18 protein-coding genes and 1 tRNA gene are annotated in these 19,240 nt (G+C 59.6%); 12 read left to right on the top strand and 7 right to left on the bottom strand.

Annotated features, from left to right (window positions below):
* Nucleotides 1-104 precede the first annotated feature (104 nt).
* Both ACVDG9_RS01980 and ACVDG9_RS01975 read right to left on the bottom strand, forming a co-directional pair.
* Nucleotides 105-180, bottom strand: a tRNA-Ala gene (locus ACVDG9_RS01980).
* A gap of 151 nt (nt 181-331) precedes the next feature.
* Nucleotides 332-730: a TIGR02300 family protein gene (locus ACVDG9_RS01975; RefSeq protein WP_062490752.1), complete on the bottom strand. Its 399-nt coding sequence runs from the start codon at nt 728-730 to the stop codon at nt 332-334.
* Nucleotides 731-1,054: 324 nt separating this feature from the next.
* Here ACVDG9_RS01975 and aroA point away from each other — a divergent pair, with 324 nt between their 5' ends.
* From aroA to ACVDG9_RS01955, 4 genes are all read left to right on the top strand, one after another.
* The gene (gene aroA / locus ACVDG9_RS01970) at nt 1,055-2,410 is read left to right on the top strand and encodes a 3-phosphoshikimate 1-carboxyvinyltransferase (RefSeq protein WP_022998948.1); all 1,356 of its coding nucleotides are present in this window, start codon (nt 1,055-1,057) and stop codon (nt 2,408-2,410) included.
* Nucleotides 2,407-3,033 (top strand): (d)CMP kinase, encoded by a 627-nt coding sequence (gene cmk, locus ACVDG9_RS01965; protein WP_022998949.1) that lies wholly within the window; start codon nt 2,407-2,409, stop codon nt 3,031-3,033. Before aroA ends, cmk begins: the two co-directional genes overlap by 4 nt.
* Before the next feature lie 272 nt (nt 3,034-3,305).
* Complete coding sequence (gene rpsA / locus ACVDG9_RS01960; RefSeq protein WP_031268654.1) at nt 3,306-5,003, top strand: 30S ribosomal protein S1; 1,698 nt, start codon at nt 3,306-3,308, stop codon at nt 5,001-5,003.
* A 183-nt stretch (nt 5,004-5,186) separates the two neighbouring features.
* Nucleotides 5,187-5,483 carry a hypothetical protein gene (locus ACVDG9_RS01955; protein ID WP_447237170.1) on the top strand — a complete coding sequence of 99 codons (297 nt, stop codon included), beginning with the start codon at nt 5,187-5,189 and terminating at the stop codon, nt 5,481-5,483.
* A gap of 67 nt (nt 5,484-5,550) precedes the next feature.
* On the opposite strand, the gene ACVDG9_RS01950 is transcribed toward ACVDG9_RS01955, so the two are convergent.
* Nucleotides 5,551-7,482, bottom strand: a complete 1,932-nt coding sequence (locus tag ACVDG9_RS01950; RefSeq protein WP_447237169.1) for an FAD-binding monooxygenase — start codon at nt 7,480-7,482, stop codon at nt 5,551-5,553.
* Between the two features lie 268 nt (nt 7,483-7,750).
* Between ACVDG9_RS01950 and ACVDG9_RS01945 the strand changes: the two genes are divergently transcribed.
* Nucleotides 7,751-8,230 carry a MarR family winged helix-turn-helix transcriptional regulator gene (locus tag ACVDG9_RS01945; protein WP_447237168.1) on the top strand — a complete coding sequence of 160 codons (480 nt, stop codon included), beginning with the start codon at nt 7,751-7,753 and terminating at the stop codon, nt 8,228-8,230.
* A gap of 43 nt (nt 8,231-8,273) precedes the next feature.
* Here ACVDG9_RS01945 and ACVDG9_RS01940 read toward each other — a convergent pair whose 3' ends face one another.
* Entirely contained in the window at nt 8,274-8,768 is a 495-nt protein-coding gene (locus ACVDG9_RS01940) for a nucleoside deaminase (RefSeq protein ID WP_447237167.1), read from the bottom strand.
* 397 nt (nt 8,769-9,165) lie between these two features.
* Between ACVDG9_RS01940 and ACVDG9_RS01935 the strand changes: the two genes are divergently transcribed.
* The 6 genes from ACVDG9_RS01935 (at nt 9,166) to ACVDG9_RS01910 (ending at nt 14,969) form a co-directional block, all read left to right on the top strand.
* Nucleotides 9,166-10,158, top strand: a complete 993-nt coding sequence (locus ACVDG9_RS01935) for an ABC transporter substrate-binding protein (RefSeq protein ID WP_447238276.1) — start codon at nt 9,166-9,168, stop codon at nt 10,156-10,158.
* A gap of 7 nt (nt 10,159-10,165) precedes the next feature.
* The gene (locus ACVDG9_RS01930) at nt 10,166-10,945 is read left to right on the top strand and encodes an ABC transporter ATP-binding protein (protein ID WP_062490764.1); all 780 of its coding nucleotides are present in this window, start codon (nt 10,166-10,168) and stop codon (nt 10,943-10,945) included.
* Nucleotides 10,945-11,796: an ABC transporter permease gene (locus ACVDG9_RS01925; protein ID WP_286189231.1), complete on the top strand. Its 852-nt coding sequence runs from the start codon at nt 10,945-10,947 to the stop codon at nt 11,794-11,796. The genes ACVDG9_RS01930 and ACVDG9_RS01925 overlap by 1 nt, the downstream gene beginning before the upstream one ends.
* Nucleotides 11,793-13,196 (top strand): amidohydrolase family protein, encoded by a 1,404-nt coding sequence (locus ACVDG9_RS01920; RefSeq protein ID WP_447237166.1) that lies wholly within the window; start codon nt 11,793-11,795, stop codon nt 13,194-13,196. Before ACVDG9_RS01925 ends, ACVDG9_RS01920 begins: the two co-directional genes overlap by 4 nt.
* A 110-nt stretch (nt 13,197-13,306) precedes the next feature.
* On the top strand, nt 13,307-14,305 hold the full coding sequence (locus ACVDG9_RS01915; RefSeq protein ID WP_168686492.1) for an isopenicillin N synthase family dioxygenase: 999 nt from the start codon (nt 13,307-13,309) through the stop codon (nt 14,303-14,305).
* A gap of 235 nt (nt 14,306-14,540) precedes the next feature.
* A complete protein-coding gene (locus ACVDG9_RS01910) occupies nt 14,541-14,969 on the top strand; it encodes an FKBP-type peptidyl-prolyl cis-trans isomerase (RefSeq protein ID WP_022998960.1) in 429 nt (142 codons plus the stop codon).
* 160 nt (nt 14,970-15,129) lie between these two features.
* Here the strand turns inward: ACVDG9_RS01910 and ACVDG9_RS01905 are convergent, their stop codons facing one another.
* The 3 genes from ACVDG9_RS01905 to ACVDG9_RS01895 are packed head-to-tail and all read right to left on the bottom strand — an operon-like array spanning nt 15,130 to nt 18,001.
* Nucleotides 15,130-16,176 carry a TRAP transporter substrate-binding protein gene (locus ACVDG9_RS01905; RefSeq protein WP_296601659.1) on the bottom strand — a complete coding sequence of 349 codons (1,047 nt, stop codon included), beginning with the start codon at nt 16,174-16,176 and terminating at the stop codon, nt 15,130-15,132.
* Between the two features lie 35 nt (nt 16,177-16,211).
* A complete protein-coding gene (locus ACVDG9_RS01900) occupies nt 16,212-17,495 on the bottom strand; it encodes a TRAP transporter large permease (protein ID WP_022998962.1) in 1,284 nt (427 codons plus the stop codon).
* Nucleotides 17,492-18,001, bottom strand: a complete 510-nt coding sequence (locus tag ACVDG9_RS01895; protein WP_022998963.1) for a TRAP transporter small permease — start codon at nt 17,999-18,001, stop codon at nt 17,492-17,494. Before ACVDG9_RS01895 ends, ACVDG9_RS01900 begins: the two co-directional genes overlap by 4 nt.
* A 169-nt stretch (nt 18,002-18,170) precedes the next feature.
* Between ACVDG9_RS01895 and ACVDG9_RS01890 the strand changes: the two genes are divergently transcribed.
* Nucleotides 18,171-19,094 carry a MurR/RpiR family transcriptional regulator gene (locus tag ACVDG9_RS01890; RefSeq protein WP_055657235.1) on the top strand — a complete coding sequence of 308 codons (924 nt, stop codon included), beginning with the start codon at nt 18,171-18,173 and terminating at the stop codon, nt 19,092-19,094.
* Nucleotides 19,095-19,240 lie beyond the last annotated feature (146 nt).

Raw genomic sequence — 19,240 nt, 5'->3', positions numbered from 1 at the left:
GCAGCAGAACAGTCAATCGGCGATCGCTCGCGGCAAACACAAACCGCACACGGCCCACTGCCTTGGTCGGCTCAAAATGCAAATTTTTCGAAGAAAGACTGGAATGGTGGAGCCAAGGGGAATCGAACCCCTGACCTCTACAATGCCATTGTAGCGCTCTCCCAACTGAGCTATGGCCCCATGTTCCATATGAGAGCCGGTTTGGGTGCCGGCGTCGATGGAGGCGGGTTATAGTCACACCTCCACACAAGATCAAGCAGAAAATATCAGGATCTTTTCTGCCGCTTGTGGAAAAGCCCGGACAGACTGAAAAGCCTGTCCGGACAATAGCTTAGCGATCCGTATCTTCGTCGATTTCGACGCGGATGCCCGGGACGGATTCTTCGTCTTCATCTTCATCGTCGATAAAGACGTCATCGTCGTCGTCACTATTTTCGTCGTCGTCGAGATCGACGTCCGTATCTTCCAGATCCGGCACATCGTCGTCGCCGCCTTCCGCTTCCGCATCGGCCTCTTCCAAGGTCACGATTTCCGGAGCTGCGACATCGTCTTCTTCTTCATCGTCTTCCGGCGTCTCTTCGACCTTCGCAGCCTTCGCGGCACGGGAGGTCATGACCGCCTCGAACACCGTGCCGCATTTCGGGCAGGTGACCGGGTTCCGGTTGAGATCGTAGTATTTGGCGCCGCAGCTCGGGCAGAGCCGCTTTGTGCCAAGTTCAGGTTTTGCCACTGTGCTCACCCTTCTTCGTTATGCAATCGACTTGAATTCGTGGGCCGCCCCATAGCCTCAAGCCGTTCCGGTGTCAAAGGCAAATCAATCGAAAAACATTCTTCGGATTATTGTTCTGCACGTTGTGACTCAAATTTCAAGCACCTGACCGCGTCACCCACACGCCCTGCAGACCGGCACACGTTTGAATCTGCTTGTCGTTCTGCCAATGCCGGGAAATTTTGCGAAGTTCGGATTCGGGTGGTCTGAACGGATGACGCAGGCGCATCCACATGATAGGACGTGTCACCTTTTGACAACCGATCCAATTTGCGGACATTGAAAATGTCACACGATTCTGCGCCCAAGCCTCTGACTTCCAGCCTGGGCAGCCCCTTGACCGGCACGATCCGCGTGCCCGGCGACAAGTCCATCTCCCACAGATCCCTGATGTTCGGCGCGCTTGCCGTCGGCCGCACCACCGTGAAGGGTCTGCTTGAATCGGAAGACGTGCTGGCCACGGCTGACGCCATGCGTGCTGTCGGCGCAACCATCACCAAGCTCGAGGACGGCAGCTATACAGTCGACGGGATCGGCCTCGGCAGCCTGCTTGAGCCGGAGCATGTCATCGACTTCGGCAATGCCGGCACCGGCGTGCGCCTGACGATGGGCATCTTCGGAAGCCACAACATCGCCGCTACATTTGTCGGCGACGCTTCCCTGTCCAAACGACCGATGGGCCGTGTGCTCAATCCGCTGCGCGACATGGGTACCAACGTGATTGCCCGCGACGGCGACCGACTGCCGGCGTCCATTCGCGGCCCGGAGCAGGCACTGCCGATCACCTATCGGGTACCCATGCCTTCGGCGCAGGTCAAATCGGCCGTTCTGCTGGCCGGCCTCAATGCCGCTGGCGAAACCACCGTCATCGAACCGATCCCGACACGCGACCACACGGAAAAGATGCTGAAGGGTTTCGGCGCCGACATTTCCGTATCCGTGAACGAGGCCGGCGAGCGCGTGATCAAGCTGCAGGGCCAGCCTGAACTGAAGCCGCAGGACATTGACGTGCCTGGCGATCCTTCCTCGGCGGGCTTCCCCCTGGTGGCGGCATTGATCGTGCCGGGTTCGGACGTCGTCATCGAAAACGTTCTCCTGAACGAGCACCGCACCGGTCTCATCACCACCCTGATCGAAATGGGCGGCGACATATCGATCGTCAATCGCCGCGAGACGGGCGGCGAGGAAGTGGGCGATCTGCATGTGAAGGCCAGCAAGCTGAAGGGCATTACTGTTCCGGCCGACCGGGCGCCGTCGATGATCGACGAATATCCGGTGCTGGCCATTGCTGCCGCATTTGCCGAAGGCGATACGTTCATGCCGGGGCTCGAGGAGCTGCGCGTGAAGGAATCCGACCGCCTGGCCGCTGTTGCCCGCGGGCTGGAAGCCAACGGCATCCCTTGTGTTGAAACCGAGGACACGCTGACCGTGACCGGTGGTGCCGATGCGATCGGTGGCGGCACGGTGGTGACCCATCTCGACCACCGCATCGCCATGTCCTTCCTGGTGCTGGGCATGGCTGCCCACAAGCCGGTGACGGTTGACGACGGCGCTGTGATCGCGACCAGCTTTCCGACCTTCACCGGTCTCTTCGACGGCCTTGGCGCTAAGATTTCCGCAAACACCAGCGAGGCCGCATGATCATCGCAATCGACGGACCGGCGGCTTCCGGCAAGGGGACCCTCTCCCGCCGGCTGGCAGATCATTTCGGACTGCGGCACCTGGACACCGGGCTGACCTATCGTGCGGTTGCGGCCGCGCTTCTGGCCAATGGCCTGCCGCTTGGCGACGAAGGTGTTGCCATAGAGATTGCGCATAATCTCGATCTGGCCCAGATGGACAAGTCTGTCCTGTCGGCGCACGAGATCGGCGAAGCGGCTTCACGCATCGCGGTTCTCGGCGGCCTTCGCGACGAATTGGTGAAGCTGCAGCGGCGTTTCGCCCAGACGCCTCCCGGCGCCGTTCTCGACGGTCGCGACATCGGCACGGTGGTGTGCCCCGATGCAACAGTGAAGCTGTTCGTGACCGCCTCTCCCGAGGCCCGCGCAAAGCGTCGGACCGACGAGATGGTCTCCAAGGGGCAGGACGCGCAATATGCCGCCGTTCTGGAGGATCTCAAGCGTCGGGACGAACGCGATTCCAAGCGAACCGTGGCTCCAATGCGCCAGGCGGACGATGCGGTCTTGCTTGATACGACAGAAATGGATATAGAGACCGCGTTCCAGGCGGCTGTGGATATCATCTCCCGCGCCAGGGGTGCCTGATAAGGACAAGGGGTTCACCACCGGTGCGCCCCTGTTTGTGCATCCGGAACGCATGTGGCCTCAGGCCATCAGTTCTTTACGGAACGACCAGAGAATTTCGGCAGGGCGCCTTTTCCGGCGACCTGTGACGAGACCGGATTTTCCGCCTCTCGCCCCGCCGGCCCGCTTTCGATAGCGGCAGGATCAGCGGAAACCGCGATCCCGGGAGAAGGACAGATCCGGAGTGCAACACCAACCCGCCGGCGGCGCGCCTGAAGGCGCCAGGAGCATATATGTCTGATTACAATCCCTCCATGGAGGATTTCTCCGCTCTTCTCGAAGAGTCCTTCGTTCAGAACGACCTGTATGAAGGTGCCGTCGTAAAGGGCACCGTCGTCGCGATCGAAAAAGACCTGGCAGTCATCGACGTCGGTCTGAAGGTCGAAGGCCGCGTGCCGCTGAAGGAATTCGGCGCAAAAGGCCGTGACGGCGAAATGAAGGTCGGCGACGAAGTCGAGGTTTACCTGGAGCGCGTTGAAAACGCTCTTGGCGAAGCTGTTCTGTCGCGCGAAAAAGCTCGCCGCGAAGAAAGCTGGGTCCGCCTGGAAGTTGCTTTCGAAGCAAACGAAAAGGTCAACGGCCAGATCTTCAACCAGGTCAAGGGTGGTTTCACCGTCGATCTGGATGGCGCTGTAGCCTTCCTGCCGCGTTCGCAGGTCGATATCCGTCCGGTTCGCGACGTGACCCCGCTGATGCACACCCCGCAGCCGTTCCAGATCCTGAAGATGGACAAGCGCCGCGGCAACATCGTCGTGTCTCGCCGTGTCGTTCTGGAAGAAACCCGCGCCGAACAGCGTTCGGAACTGGTCCAGAGCCTGGAAGAAGGTCATACCGTGGAAGGTGTGGTCAAGAACATCACCGATTACGGTGCGTTCGTCGACCTCGGCGGTATCGATGGCCTGCTGCACGTCACCGACATCGCGTGGCGCCGCATCAACCATCCGTCGGAAGTTCTCACCATCGGCCAGACCGTCAAGGTGCAGATCATCCGCGTCAACCAGGACACGCATCGCATCAGCCTCGGCATGAAGCAGCTTGAAACCGATCCGTGGGATGGCATCGAAGCCAAGTACCCGATCGAAGCCAAGTTCACTGGCCGCGTGACCAACATCACCGACTACGGCGCATTCGTGGAACTGGAGCCGGGCATCGAAGGCCTGATCCACGTTTCCGAAATGTCCTGGACCAAGAAGAACGTCCATCCGGGCAAGATCGTTTCCACTTCTCAGGAAGTCGAAGTGATGATCCTGGAAGTCGACCCGGTCAAGCGCCGCATCTCCCTGGGCCTCAAGCAGACCCTGCAGAACCCGTGGGATGCATTTGCCGAGCAGTTCCCGATCGGCACCGAAGTCGAAGGCGAAGTCAAGAACAAGACCGAATTCGGCCTGTTCATCGGCCTCGACGGCGACGTGGACGGCATGGTTCACCTCTCCGACCTCGACTGGAACCGCCCGGGCGAGCAGGTTATCGAAGAGTTCAAGAAGGGCGACATGGTCAAGGCCGTCGTTCTGGATGTTGACGTCGACAAGGAGCGTATCTCCCTCGGCATCAAGCAGCTTTCCGGCGATCCGATGGAATCGGGTGCAGCTGGCGAACTGCGCAAGAATTCCGTCGTGACCTGTGAAGTCATCGAAATCAAAGACGGCGGCCTGGACGTCAAGATCGCAGACAGCGACCTGACTGCCTTCATCCGTCGCGCCGACCTGTCCCGCGATCGCGAGGAACAGCGTCCGGAGCGTTACTCCGTTGGCGACAAGTTCGATGCCCGCATCACCCAGTTCGACAAGAAGACCCGTCGGGTCACCGTGTCGATCAAGGCTCTCGAGATCGCAGAAGAGAAGGAAGCTGTCGCTCAGTACGGCTCTTCCGACAGCGGTGCGTCCCTCGGCGACATCCTCGGTGCAGCTCTGAAGCAGCAGTCCGAAGACTAAGATTTTCGTCTCTCTCACGAGAGTTGAAAGCGAAAAGCCCGGCAGCAATGCCGGGCTTTTTGTTTCTGCGTTGCGAGGGGGTTAGAGCAAGAAACGCGCTCCTCAACTTACGCCCCAAATGGGGAATGCGGCCTGCTCCGACGTGCACTAGCTTCCGGCTATGCCATCACCCGGAGCAAGAGCATGTTCGACTGGTATGACCTGCGTAATTTCCTGGAAGACAATCTGATCGTCAGCATATTCGTCGGCATTGCCTTCGCAATTGCCATTGTCTGGGCGGTGGTCGTGTTCGTCCAGGCCCGCGGCGGCGGGTTCAAGGCTGTTTCAGCCAGCCTCTTTGCGACAATCGTTTCCCTGTTCTATCTCGTGATGGCCTTCGCACTGAGCTCGTTTGCCGAGCCTCTGGTCATCATGCCTTATTTCGCCGTTCTCGCCGCGCTCAAGTCCATGGCCGTCGCCTGGCGTATCGGCGCACGCTGATACCAAGTTCCACACGGATGACGTCAAACCGGCCTGGCGCGTTGCGCCTATGCTGGGAAACGCAGACTTAGCGCCGCTCTTTCAGAATGCCCTGGAAATAGCCCGACAATGCTTCATGGGCATCCAGCGGCAATACCTCGGCGACGTATTGATCGGGCCGGACGATGACCAAACAGCCTTTATCCCGGTCGATACCGCGCATTTCGAAAATGTCGTTGCCGCTTTTGAGATCCGGGCAGAACATCTTTTCATAGTCCCTCAGCCCGTAGCGGCCTTTTGCCGGTAGCAGCAGTGACGGCATGCGTTCAAGGGTCAGATCGCGATGGTTTTGCTGGAAGACTGCGCGAAGATCGATAACCGCATCGATATCTTCACCCGCCGCCGTATGACGCAAAACCGGTGAGCTCTGATCGTCTTGCAGAAAGTTGCATAGACGACGGATAGCCGACGTTTCCGCTGCCGGGTCGCCTTTATCGGCAAAGGCGAAGATCCGCCAGCGACCGTCCGCCTTTACGACATGGCCCAGCTGTACCGGCTTGGCGTCGGCAAGACGAACGACAGGGGCGGAATGAAACCGCATGCCGATCTGGAAACCTTCCGCCAATTGCTGATGCGCGCCGTCCCCCGTCAACAGGGACGGGAGATAGCGCGAGGCTGTGCCGGCGGTATAACGGCCATGCTGCACAAAGTATTTCTGAACTTCAGCCGGTTCGACGCCATCGGGATTGCTTTCCGATTTCACCGGCGCGCTGACAAGCTTTGCCCATTCCCGGTCGAAATCGATCAGGTTCTGCGCAATGGCCTGGCGTTCGGCCGAATAGCTGGCAAGCAGCTCCGGTTCGCTCAGTCCCTTCAGTACGTGGGCGAGTTTCCAGCCAAGATTGAACGTGTCCTGCATGGAGACGTTCATGCCCTGCCCTGCCTTCGGACTGTGCGTGTGGCAGGCATCGCCTGCAATAAAAACGTGAGGCAAGCGGCCCGGAGCACCTTCTGCCGGAACATCATCGAACTTGTCGCAAAGCCGCTGACCGATTTCGTAGACCGACCACCAGGCGACTTCCTTCACGTCGAGAGAATAGGGATGAAGGATGCGTCCGGCTGCGGCGATCAGATGATCGACCGTAATGTTCCGGTTCGCGACCCGTTCGTCCGGCCGCAACTTGTCAAGTTCGACATAGATGCGGACCAGATATCCGCCTTCACGCGGAATGATCAGGATGCTGCCTTCACTGGCCGACTGCACCAACGCCTTGAAGCGGATATCCGGGAAGTCCGTCACGGCAAGAACGTCCATCACGCCCCAGGCCTGATTGGCACTGTCGCCCTTCAACTCGCGGCCCAGCGCCTTGCGCACGGAACTGCGGGCGCCGTCGCAACCGACCACGTATCTTGCGCGTACCGTTTCCGTTTCACCTTCGTGTCCGGGGTCCATGCGTTCCAGCTGAACCGTAACCGGCCACTCCTGCCCTGCTTCGGCCGCCATATCCAGATCGACCAGCCGGCGGGAGTAGTTGGGCTCCAACCTGTTTGGCGAATTGCGCATGATCTCGAGATAAAAGTCGTGAACGCGTGCCTGGTTCAAAATGACATGCGGAAACTCGGACAGACCGTCCTCGACATCCTGAACTCTGCCGCTGCGGGCGATCGTGTCCGGAGACGCCGGGTCCGGTTTCCAGAAAGTGGTCTCGTTGACCCAGTAAGCTTCCTTTTCCAGTCGCTCGGCAAAGCCGAACGCCTCGAACATTTCCATTGTCCGGCAGGCGACACCATCCGCCTGGCCAAGCTGCAGGGGGCCGGCTTTCTGCTCCACGACACGGGTTCGGATGTCCGGGAATGCCGCAAGTTGAGCGGCAAGCGTCAGGCCCGCGGGACCGCAACCGACAATGAGGACATCGACTTCTTCCGGCAGGCTGTCTGTGTTGGCCAGGGCAGTGGCGTCGGAATTAGGTTCATGAATGACCGGATCACCGGTCTTGAAGCCGTCGAGATGAAATTGCATGAAACCGTCTCCTCCGCCACATTCCGGCAGTTTGGCAACCGGCCCTCCTTCTTGGGAGAGGCCGGCGCCAGCATGATGGGGCCACGCGAAAGCTGCCGGTGTTCAAGCCCGGACTTCCTTGCCGCATTGCGGGTCTTTCGCGTTTGACAATTCCGCCGCGATGTCCAAACAAACATCGACAACGGATTAATTAGAAAGCATACTGATTATCAGCATGCTGTCAAATGTAATCAGCATACTTCCTTTTTTGAAATCCCTGGAGGCGGCGATGCGAAACCTTGAACAGATGCCCGGACACCTGATCCGCCGTTTGCAGCAGATCGCAGTGGCGGTGTTTCATACGGAAGTGGATGCCATCGGATTCGACATGACGCCGGTGCAATTCGCGGCGCTGGTCCGGGTGGCGGAAAACCCGGGCATCGATCAGATAACGCTGGCAGGCCTGATTGCCTATGACCGGACCACGATTGCCGGCGTAGTCGACCGGCTGGTGCAGAAGGGCTTCCTGTCACGCGCCGTGAGCGAAAAGGACAGGCGCGCGAAGGTGCTTCACATGACGGACGCCGGAACCGATGCGCTGTCGCGGCTTGGCCCTGCGGTGGACAAGGCGCAACAGGTGATGCTAAGCGGGCTCGACCGCCAAGAGGCGGACGATTTCATGCGTCTCTTGCAAAAGGCAACAGAGGCGGTCAACGACCTCAGCCGCGCGCCACTGCGTTCCGGTTCAAAGGCTGCGGAAAAAGACTGACTGGCCTGCGAAGGTTCAGCATCAAGACCGCAACAAGCGGTGACTATTTCCCTGCCCAGAAATCCGCCTGCAGGCCGGCCGCTTCCTCTTCCAGAAGCGGACCGACAACCTCCACCTTGCGTTGCCCCGCGGCAAACACCGTCCTGCAGGGCAGATCGAGTGTCGGATTTTCCTCGTGATCGCCCGTCTGTTCCTTCAGGGACTTTTCGGTCTGGCCAAAGACGACCCGACCAATGCCCGCCCAGTAGACAGCGCCGGAGCACATGGCGCACGGCTCTGCCGACGTGTACATGGTGCAGCTTTCCAGAAAATCCGGGCGCCAGCGCTTGCTTACCCGTGTCGCCAGCAGCCTTTCTGCATGGGCGGTCATGTCCTGCCCTTCGGCGGAATAACCGTTACCCTGCTCCATCAGAACCTCACCGTCCGGACCTGCCAGCAGGCAGCCAAATGGGTGATCGCCCGTTTCCCGCGCCTGCCGCGCGATTTCGAATGCCCGGCGCAACAGCGCGATATCTTTGTCGTCATGAGTATCAGTCACGCAAGGCTCCTTTGATTTCTTCCCCCTGAAGGGAGCATGAACACGCGCACCCCGCAAGACTTTGCAAACAGTCAGTCACGTTGAACAGAAACACATCAAAAGACTGGCGATTTAAAAGGCAACTGCTGAAATATTGGCCTCTTGATCACTATTCTCGCGGTTTCATCTTGAGGCTTTCTTGACAAAAATCGCGCACCGGTTTCCCGTAGAGGTCGAGTAGAAGCGGTGGAGCCCAACGGTTCCGACATTGCTCATCTTTCAGTTGATCGACGATGCCCGGCACGAACGCGCCCGCATCCAAGACCAGGAGATGAGAATGCCGGCCGAAGACAACAAAACGCTCCCGCCACTCGAAAACCTTCCAGAGAAAGTACAGCGAAAGGGTGTGCCGATGCGCATGTTTGACGGTAAGTCGTTGGTTGTTGCCATGGCGGCAATGGTTGGGTCGTTTCCGGCGGCTGCGGCCGATCTCGTGACCTATCAGCTCGACTGGTTGCCCGGCGGTGACAAGGCGCCGATCTATGTCTGCATTCAGGAAGGCTTCTGCGAAGAAGCCGGTCTCGAGATCAAGATCGAACCGGGGCGCGGGTCTTCCGAGGCCATCACCAAGATCGCCACGGGGGCATCGGACATCGGTTCCGCGGGCATGGGCGCCCTGATGGCAGCCAAGGCGACCGAAGGCGTGCCGGTGACCGCGGTCATGACCATCTTCAACATGGGACCGCACGCCTTCTACACCACCAAGGACAGCGGCATCGCCTCGATCAAGGATGTCAAAGGCAAGAAGATCGCGACTTCGCCCTTCACCTCTTCCAACGTGTTCCTGCCGCTGGTTCTGGCCGACAACGGATTGTCGGAAGAAGATATCACCCTGACCAAATCCGACCCTGGCGCGTTGGGCCCGCTGTTGATGACCGGCCAGTCGGACGCGATCATCGCCTGGCTGACCGATGTCTCGCGCTATTCTGGCCAGGCGACGGAGGCCGGCAAGGAACTGGTCGTGCTGCCCTGGGCTGACGCAGGTCTTGAGCTTTATTCCGCATCGCTAGTTGCGGGCGACACGTTCCTGGAGGAGCGCCCGGACGTCGCCAAGCGCTTTGTTGCGGCCTTCAAGAAGTCCCTCGAATTTGCCTATGAAAACCCGGACAAGGCGGCTGCGGCAGTTTCCGCACAGGTGCCGGAACTTTCGGCGGAAGACGTCAAGGGATCCTGGCTGGATGCGTCCAAGCTCGCGTTCAACGATGTCACCGAAAAATTCCCCCTCGGCACAATCGATGCCGACCGGCTGGCGGCGACATGGACCCGCGTTGCAGCGGCGCAGGATCTGGACCCGGCATCCCTAAAACCTGAAGACGCTGTCAACCGCTCGTTCCTGCCGACAGCGGAGTAACCCTCAAGTGGCACTCACCAACAACGCGATCAGCTTTTCCTCGGTCGGTCAGACATTTCTGACCGGCTCGGGATCCGTCACCGCCCTGGACGGGGTCACCGTGACCATTGCTCAGCATGAGTTTGTAGCAGTGCTCGGTCCATCCGGATGCGGAAAATCGACCTTGCTGAGGCTGACCGCCGGACTGATGAAACCTTCAAAGGGAACGGTGAGTGTCTTCGGCAAAGAGGTGACGATGCCGAGGGACGATGTCGGCATCGTCTTCCAGAAACCGACATTGCTTCCCTGGGCCAACGTAGAGGACAACGTCGTCTTTCCGGTTCGCCACAAATACGGACGGGTGACGACGGAGGACCGCGAACAGGCCCGCACCATCATCGAGACCGTCGGCCTGAAAGGATTTGAAAAGCGGCTGCCGTCGGAACTTTCCGGCGGCATGCAGCAACGGGTCGGCATTGCCCGGGCTCTGTTTCTCAATCCGGACATTCTTCTGATGGACGAACCGTTTTCAGCGCTTGATGCACTGACCCGCGATGCCATGGGCTTTGAACTTCTTCGGTTGTGGCAAGCAAGTCCGAAGACAGTCCTTTTCATCACCCACTCGATTCCGGAAGCCGCGCTGCTGGCCGACAGGATCCTTGTGCTCAGCGAGCGCCCCGGCCGCATCATCGCGGACCTGCAGGTGCCGACCGCCCGTCCGAGAGACGAAAGCGCGCTGAGAACGCCGGAGATGCAGGATTTCTCGGCCGAACTCCGCTCGCTGCTGATCAGAAAGGAGGCCGCCTGATGACTGTCAGCGAAACACAGGACACTGCCGCGGCGAAGACCACCCCAAAGCCCGAGCGTCTGGAACGGCCGTTGCCGGTTTCCGAAAAGCTGCTCCGGATGCCTGTCGTACTTCCCTTGATCACCTTTTTCCTGATCCTGGTCATCTGGGAAGCCGGGACACGGCTGTTTTCCGTTCCCTCTTTCGTGCTGCCCGCCCCTTCCCGCATTCTGGGCGGATTTGAGAGCGTTACAGCCGGACGCTGGATGGAGCATATCTGGGCAACACTTCGGGTCGCCCTCATCGGCTATGCCGTTTCGTTTGTCATCTCGCTTCCGATTGCCGTCGGCCTTGCAAAATCACGGCTGCTCTCCGGGGCGTTCTACCCGTTGCTGGTGGTCATCCAGTCTGTCCCCGTCGTCGCCGTTGCCCCGATCATCATCGTGGTGCTGGGCACCGGTGATGCTCCACGCGTCGTGATCACCTTCATGATCTCCTTCTTTCCGCTGGTCGTTTCCATGACGACGGGTCTGGCCGCCACGCCGCCTGAACTGATCGAATTGTCCAGGTCGCTGCGCGCGCCCTCCTTCCGGGAGATCACGCAGATCCGCTTGCCCTATGCGACGCCTTACATCTTTTCGGGCATGAAGATTTCGATCACGCTTTCGGTCATCGGCGCTGTCGTTTCCGAATTCGTCGCCGCCGAAAAAGGCATCGGCTACTTCATCCAGTTCTCCACGTCAATGTTCAAACTGCCCCAGGCCTGGGCCGGACTGGTCATCCTCGTGATCATGTCGCTGGTCCTGTTCCAGCTTGTCAGCCTCGCACAGCGGATCTTCTTTCCCTGGTCGCTGCCGAAGGGACAGAAATGACGAGCTTCCTGATCAACAACATTGACTACGGCCTCACCGGAACCCGGGAGGGAGACCGCCTCAGTGGTGCAATCCGCGTTCACGACGGCAGGATTGCGGAAATCGGCCACTTGCAACCCCGCCAAGGCGAACGGATTGTCGATGCAAGCGGATGCGTGGTCACACCGGGTCTGGTGAACACCCATCACCATCTATTCCAGTCTGTCCTGAAGGCCGTGCCGGAAGGCATGAATGCGCCACTAGACGACTGGCTCATGAACGTTCCCTACAGCTACTGGCCGCTGATCGACGAGGAAACCCTTCGCGTATCGGCCAGGATCGGACTGGCAGAACTGCTTCTCACCGGAACGACAACGGTCTGCGATCATCACTACGTCTATTCCGACCATTATGACTACGATCCTGCGGACGTGCTTTTTGAAGAGGCGGAAGCGCTTGGCATCCGTTTCGTCCTGGCCCGGGGTGGTGGAACGAAAGGCCGGTCTTTTCCCGATCCGAGCCTGCCACCGTCACCAAGCGAGCCACTGGACAAATTTCTGGCAAGCATCGAGCGGACTGCAAACCGCTGGCATGACCCCTCCCCAGGTTCCAGCAGGCGGGTAGCCGTCGCACCGACCACGCCGACGTTCAACGTCGATGCGGGAGAGCTTGCCGACATCGCCCGCTTTGCTCGCGGCAAAGGCCTGCGCCTTCATTCGCATCTTTCGGAAAACCGGACCTACGTCGACTTCACCCTGGCGAAATACGGCAAGCGACCGGTTGATTGGCTTGCCGAGCAGGAGTGGCTCGGGCCGGATGTCTGGTTTGCCCATCTGGTGGAATGCGACCGGGACGAGGTGCGCATGCTCGCGGAAACCGGAACCGGGATGGCGCACTGTCCGCAAGCAAATGCAAGGCTTGGCTCAGGCATTGCTCCAGCTGACGCCCTGCACGACCTTGGCGGCAGAGTTTCGCTGGCTGTTGATGGCGCAGGCGCGAACGAGGCCGCCGACATGGGCGCTGCCCTCTACAGTGCCTTCGCGCTGCACCGAGCGACAAAGGGCGTGCAGGCATTGAAAGCCGAAAGCCTGCTCAACTGGGCAACCGAAGGCGGCGCCAAGGTGCTCGGCTTTGAGGAGATCGGCGTGCTGCGTCCCGGCATGATCGCCGACATTGCCGTTTTCGACATTTCCGCCCCTCGCAACATGGGACTTCACGATCCGGCCCTTGCTCCCGTGCTGACGGGTGCCGCAAGCCTGCGCCACAGCTTTGTCGGCGGGCGGCAGATCGTCCAGGACGGTTCCATCCCCGGACTGGACCTGGCCGGGCTCGGTTCGGACGCAAGGCGTGTTACCCGGCAACTGATCGAACGCAGAAAGGAAATGACGGCGCCTCACCGGGCCCGCGCCGCCCAGGCCTGATGGCAAATCGCCTGCGTCGGGCAGGCACATTCTTATGTGGAGTAGAAGCTGTCAGTGCCCATGAGCACGGGTCATTGCTCCCGGACCTCTTTCTCAAGGAGAACGGAAATATGAGCACCTCCGCATCTTATGGTCTCGTTGAACTGGAAAAGGAAAAAGGCTTCGGCGGCGTCGGTGAGACGGTCGACCGGTCAATTCCCCAGGTCGACATGTCGGATTTCTTTTCGCGCAAGGCAGAGATCACCGAGGATCTGTGGGCTGCCGCGACGGACATCGGCTTTTTCCAGCTGAGCAACCACGGCATCCCGCAGGAACTGATCGACGAGGCTTTTCGACTGTCGGCCGGCTTCTTCGACCTGCCGGCAGAGACGAAAGAACAATATCCGCTTCGGCCCGGCACCAACGCAGGCTGGGAATTCAAGGCGCAGGTCCGCCCTTCAACCGGTACTGCCGACCAGAAGGAAAGCTACCAGATCACCCTGCCGCGCATGACGGGTCTCTGGCCGACCGGCGAAGAACTGTCCGGCTTCAAGGCGACCATGCTGGCATTCGAGCGTCACAACTGGGCGCTGGCGATGAAGGTTCTGTCCTGCTTTGCCGACAAGCTGCAGTTTCCGCCGGACTTCTTCACCGACGGGCACGATCCCCTGACACCGGAATACCAGTCGACCCTCCGGCTGATCCATTATCTGGGCATGGAAGATGCCAAGCCAGAGGACTTCAAGTTCTGGCGGGCCGGTGCCCACACCGACTTCGACTGCCTGACACTGCTGCACCAGAAGGCAGGCCAGGGCGGGTTACAGCTTTGCCCGGGCAAGGACAGCCAGGGCCGGGCGATTGCCTGGACCGACGTGCCCCCGCTGGAAGGCGTTATCACCTGCAACATCGGCGACATGCTGATGCGCTGGTCGGACGACAAGCTTCTGTCAAACCTTCACCGGGTGCGCATGCCCAAGCCGCAGGAATATCTCGGTCCTCGCTACTCGATGGCCTATTTCGCCCAGGCCAACATGGATACGGTGCTTGCAGGGCCGGAAGGCAAATATGAGCCGATGACGGCGCATGACTATATCCAGATGCGGCTAGGTGCAAATTTCGGCAAGAAATAGCGGCGCAATCGCCATCCGACAAAGAAGAACCACGGCGCCGGGGCCATCGTTTGAAACGATCGGCGTCGTGGCTGCACCATTTCAGCCATGATTTGTCCGCGAAACTATCCAGAAGCTGACGATCCGGCAGACTTTACTTTTGCTGCCCGTCCTTTAGGCTTGGTTTCACGACGAGCACCCGCCAACGAAACGCGGCCTCAAAACTCACCCAACAGACAGAATTGCGAAACGCTCCATGACCGAAGCCAAAAGCGGCGACACGGTTCGTCTTCATTATAAGGGCACGCTGGACGACGGCTCCGTCTTCGACAGCTCCGAAGGACGCGACCCGCTGGAATTCACCGTCGGATCCGGCCAGATCATTCCGGGTCTCGACCAGGCCATTCCCGGCATGAAGGTTGGCGACGAGAAGACGGTCCGCATCGAACCCGACAGCGCCTACGGTCCCCACAATCCGGCCGCACGCCAGGCTGTTCCGCGGACCAACATTCCGGCCAACATCCCGCTGGAAGTCGGCATGCAGCTGCAGGCGCAGACAGAGAACGGCCAGATGATGACCGTGACCGTGATCGAGATTTCCGAAAACGAAGTCATTCTGGACGCCAACCACCCGTTGGCCGGCAAGGTGCTGACGTTCGAGATCCAGCTGACAGGGATCAACTGAGGCCCACGGGTTTAGGTGGCGGTGGCAAAGTCAGAAGCCGATTTCGGCTCCCTGATGAGGTCTGAACGCTGAAAAGACAAAAGCCCCGCGGTTCGCCGCGGGGCTTCTTTTTTCACGCACCGGCGCTGCAAGCCGGCGCGCGAAAATATCAGACCATGCTTCAGTCCATATAGACGCTGTCGTTGGCTTTCTGGACCTCGGTCTTGAACAGGCCAAGCAGTTCGTTGGCTTTCGGGTCGAGGTTTTCAGCCACGTGCGTTTCGAAAGCCGGCTGGGCCGCTGCAGCCATGGACGCGCGCTGGTTGGCGGTGAGAGCGGTCACTTCCATCTTGTCCATCAGGCCCGCCAATCCCCTGTCGGAGGCTTCGATGATGCGCGATAGGCCACGGCTGGCGGTTACACAGCTTTCCGCGGCATAGCGCAGGGTCTTCTGCTGCTCTTCGCTCAATCCTTCGAAGAAGTCCCGGTTGACCATGAACGTGTAGGGCGAGAACAGGTGGTTGGTCAGCGTCATGTACTTCTGAACCTCGGAGAAGTTCGCGAAGGAAATGATCGGCACCGGGTTCATCTGACCGTCGATGACGCCGGTCTGCAGACCGGAATAGACCTCGCCCCAGGATAGCGGATAGGCCTGCGCGCCAAGCGCCTGAATGATGGTCTGGTGAGACGGCAGCGTCATGGTGCGGATGCGGATGCCGTCAAAATCGTCGAGCGACGCGATCGGGTGCTTGGAATTGGTAACAGCGAAGAACCCGCCCGTGTCCGGGAAACCGAGCACCACAACATCTCCAAGGGCTTCCTCGATGTCGGCAGCCAGAGCCTTGCCGAAATCACCGTCGAAAACCGCGTAGGTGGCGGCGTTGTCGGCGAAGGCGAACGGCAGGTTCAAAACGTCGATGCGTGGGTAGTAGCTTGCCAGCGCGCCGGTGGACGTCAGTGTTGCCTGGATGATGCCGTCGCGCACATGCTGCACATGCTCGGCAGCCGAGCCGAGCTGGTTGGAACCGAAGACCTCCACTTCGACGGCACCGTTGGTGTCTGCGTTGACGATGTTGGAGAACACCGCAGTGCAGGCATGAGCCGGATTTTCAAACGGATCGGTCTTGTTGTCGTGTCCGAACTTCAACACCTTTCCATCTGCCAGCGCGCTGCCGGCCATAAGCGCAGCGGTCAGCCCGACCGCCAGTCCCTTTGCGAACTTCTTCATGATTTTCTCCATTCCTCTGTCAGGTTGTTTTTTTGTTATTGGGCAAACCCGAGAGCACGCGGCAGCATCATCGCCGCGCTTTCCCAGAAGGCGAACAGGAACAGCACAGCCACCTCTGCGACCAGGAACGGCCCCAGCTTGATGGCAATCCGTTCCAGTTTCTCACCGGTGACCGATGAGAGAACGAACAGGCACGCGCCGACAGGCGGCGTCATCAGCGAGATGTTGAGTGCCAGAACGAAGATGATCCCCGCATGGATCGGCTCCAGACCCACCTGAGCGGTGAGCGGAACAAGAACCGGTGCCAGGATGATCAGGATGGCGGTGATATCCATGACCATGCCGACGATCAGCAGAAGTCCGATGATGATGGCAATGACCGCATAGCGGTTGTCGGCCAGACCCAGGATGGTCTCGGCCAGCATCTGGGGGATTTTTTCAAAGCTCATCCACCAGCCGAGGATGCCGGCAAAGGCGATGATGACGAAGATCACGCCGGTGATGCGCGCTGTGCGCACGAGCATCTGGTAAAGCGCGGGCAAGGTCAGCGTGCGGTAGACGAATGCACCGATGAAGAGTGCATAGGCGACTGCAATGGAAGCAGCTTCCGTCGGCGTGACGACACCGCCGAGAATACCTCCCAGGATGATCACCGGCATCAGCAGTGCGGTAATTGAGGAAACGAAGACCTGCCAGATTTCCTTCAGGTTGGCCCGGCGCTCCGCCTTGGGCAGGCTGTTGCGGGCCGCACCAAGGGTAATGACGGCCATGCAGACACCGCAGATGACGAGACCCGGCAGAATGCCTGCGGCGAACAACCCACCAATGGAAACGCCCATGAGCGAGCCGTAGACAACCATCAGACCGGACGGCGGGATGGTCGGTCCGATGATCGAACCGGCCGCCGTTACGGCGCACGCGTAATCGCGCTTGTAGCCTTCCTTGACCATTGCCGGCACCAAGGTGCGCCCGAAGGCCGCCGCATCTGCCGTTGCCGAACCCGTTAGCCCCGCAAAGAACACGGAGGCGAGCATATTTGTATGGGCCAGCCCACCCCGGAAATGGCCGACCAGCACCTGGGCCAGCTTCACCAGCCGGTCGGTGATACCCGTCTGGTTCATGATTTCGCCGGCCAGAATGAAGAACGGCATCGCCAGAAAGGGGAAGATGTTCAACCCGTTGAAGATACGGCTCGGCCCGATGGCCAGGAACTGGTCACCGCCCATATGAATGAGGCCGATGACGCCGGCCGCGCCAATGGCAAAGCCGATAGGCATGCCGAGCAGGACAAATCCGATGAAGACAGCGGCAACGATCATGCTGCGGCCTCCGCAAACGGAGGATTGTCGAGATGGGTGCCGTTGTCCCGGATCATCGCCAGAACGGTCTGGATCGAGGCAAGGGCTGCAGCAGCCGGGATTGCCGCATAGAACGGCTGCAGACTGATACCGAAGATCATGGCCTGCCGCTTGGCGCCGCTTTGCGCGAAACCGAGCCCGTACCACAGCACGTAGAGAAACAGCGCCAGGACGCAGAGATCAATCGCCATCAGCACAATGCGGCGCAACGACACCGGCACGCGCATGATGGCAGCCGTCAGTCCGATATGGTCCCGTCTGGCGATGCCGGATGAGACGGCCAGCATAGCTGCCCAGATCATCAGGTAGCGCGCCAGGATCTCCGGCCAGGGCAACTGCCAATGAAAGAAGTAGCGATCAACCACGCCAAGCCAGACATCAAGCACAAGCAGTGCCATCAGCAAGGCTATTACAGCCTCGACGCCCGTATTCAGCCTGGCACTGGTTCTGGCAGCCCACTCGCGCATAATCCCTCCACCGAAATGTACCTTAATTACATTTTCAGAGCAGAAATTGCGTTTCGTCAAGCGTATTTTGTTTTTAAATTACATTTCTCGCGTAAATGAGGCTATGATCAGGCGCTGATTGACGATTTTGTGTAATCAAATTACAAATCCCGCAACCAGGGAGACATGTGTGCAGGCAAAGATCCGAACCCCGACCGGCGACAATACAAACGGCCATGCCGCTATCGATCTCATTTCCGCACTCCGCGATCACGCCGGCCAGTTTCCGGCGCGGGAACAAAAGGTTGCGGACTACGTGCAAAAGCATCTGTCCGCGATTTCGGACATGACGATCGCCGAACTGGCAAAAGCCTGTGGCGTCAGCACACCGACCGTCGTTCGATTTTGCAGGACACTCGGCTGTGACGGTTTCCGGGAATTCAAGCTGCGTCTGGCGCAAAACCTGGCCGTCAGCCTGCAGTATATTTCCGCGCCATCGACCACCGAGCAGGTTGCCAGCGAAACGGCGATCGACCGCGTTCTGGGCGCGCTTTATGCGACCGCCAATGTCATGCGGCAGCAGGTCGATCCGGCCGTTATCGAGCGGGCCGTCGAAAAGATCGCCAAATGCCGGCAGCTTCTCACCGCCGGGATCGGCGGTGGGTCGACGATGGTGGCCGGTGAAGCGGCAAGCCGCTTTTTCCGCCTTGGCATCCCGTCCGTCGCCCTGCACGACAGCTATCTCCTGCAGATGCGCGCGGCGACGCTCGGGCCTGAAGACGTTCTGCTGTGTGTCTCCGCCAGCGGCGAAGCGGATGAACTGGTCAGTGCGGCCGAAATTGCCGGCGGCTATGGGGCCACCACGATCGCGATCGCACCGAAAGGCTCCCGCCTTGCAATGATTTCCAAGATCCCCATCCTGGTCGATCTTCCCGAGGACCCGGACATCTTCAAGCCCACCGCCTCGCGATACGCGCACCTGGTGATTGTCGACGCCATCGCCATGACGGTCGCGCAAGTCCGGGCCGCCACCACAAGCGAAAACCTGCGCCGGATCCGCTCTTCCCTGACCGCCTTCCATGGCCGCACCGGACCTCAACCTCTGGGCGATTAAGCCTCATGAACACACGAAACTGCGCCGGCTTGCCAGAAACTGCCGCAATCTGATGTGAAACTGAGAGAAGCCGATTGCATTTCTTACAACGGTCACCCTATGTATGTTATTGGTTTTCATAAGCTCTTGTCGGGGACATCGTATTC

The sequence above is a fragment of the Roseibium sp. RP-7 genome (assembly GCF_053005225.1).
Note: the sequence above shows the minus strand (reverse complement) of the source record. Positions and strands in the feature narration are given on the sequence as shown.

Coding starts and splice junctions, on each gene's coding strand:
- aroA (WP_022998948.1), top strand. CDS start 1,055: ATGTCACACGATTCTGCGCCCAAGCCTCTGACTTCCAGCCTGGGCAGC.
- cmk (WP_022998949.1), top strand. CDS start 2,407: ATGATCATCGCAATCGACGGACCGGCGGCTTCCGGCAAGGGGACCCTC.
- rpsA (WP_031268654.1), top strand. CDS start 3,306: ATGTCTGATTACAATCCCTCCATGGAGGATTTCTCCGCTCTTCTCGAA.
- ACVDG9_RS01955 (WP_447237170.1), top strand. CDS start 5,187: ATGTTCGACTGGTATGACCTGCGTAATTTCCTGGAAGACAATCTGATC.
- ACVDG9_RS01950 (WP_447237169.1), bottom strand. CDS start 7,482: ATGCAATTTCATCTCGACGGCTTCAAGACCGGTGATCCGGTCATTCAT.
- ACVDG9_RS01945 (WP_447237168.1), top strand. CDS start 7,751: ATGCGAAACCTTGAACAGATGCCCGGACACCTGATCCGCCGTTTGCAG.
- ACVDG9_RS01935 (WP_447238276.1), top strand. CDS start 9,166: ATGTTTGACGGTAAGTCGTTGGTTGTTGCCATGGCGGCAATGGTTGGG.
- ACVDG9_RS01925 (WP_286189231.1), top strand. CDS start 10,945: ATGACTGTCAGCGAAACACAGGACACTGCCGCGGCGAAGACCACCCCA.
- ACVDG9_RS01920 (WP_447237166.1), top strand. CDS start 11,793: ATGACGAGCTTCCTGATCAACAACATTGACTACGGCCTCACCGGAACC.
- ACVDG9_RS01915 (WP_168686492.1), top strand. CDS start 13,307: ATGAGCACCTCCGCATCTTATGGTCTCGTTGAACTGGAAAAGGAAAAA.
- ACVDG9_RS01910 (WP_022998960.1), top strand. CDS start 14,541: ATGACCGAAGCCAAAAGCGGCGACACGGTTCGTCTTCATTATAAGGGC.
- ACVDG9_RS01905 (WP_296601659.1), bottom strand. CDS start 16,176: ATGAAGAAGTTCGCAAAGGGACTGGCGGTCGGGCTGACCGCTGCGCTT.
- ACVDG9_RS01900 (WP_022998962.1), bottom strand. CDS start 17,495: ATGATCGTTGCCGCTGTCTTCATCGGATTTGTCCTGCTCGGCATGCCT.
- ACVDG9_RS01895 (WP_022998963.1), bottom strand. CDS start 18,001: ATGCGCGAGTGGGCTGCCAGAACCAGTGCCAGGCTGAATACGGGCGTC.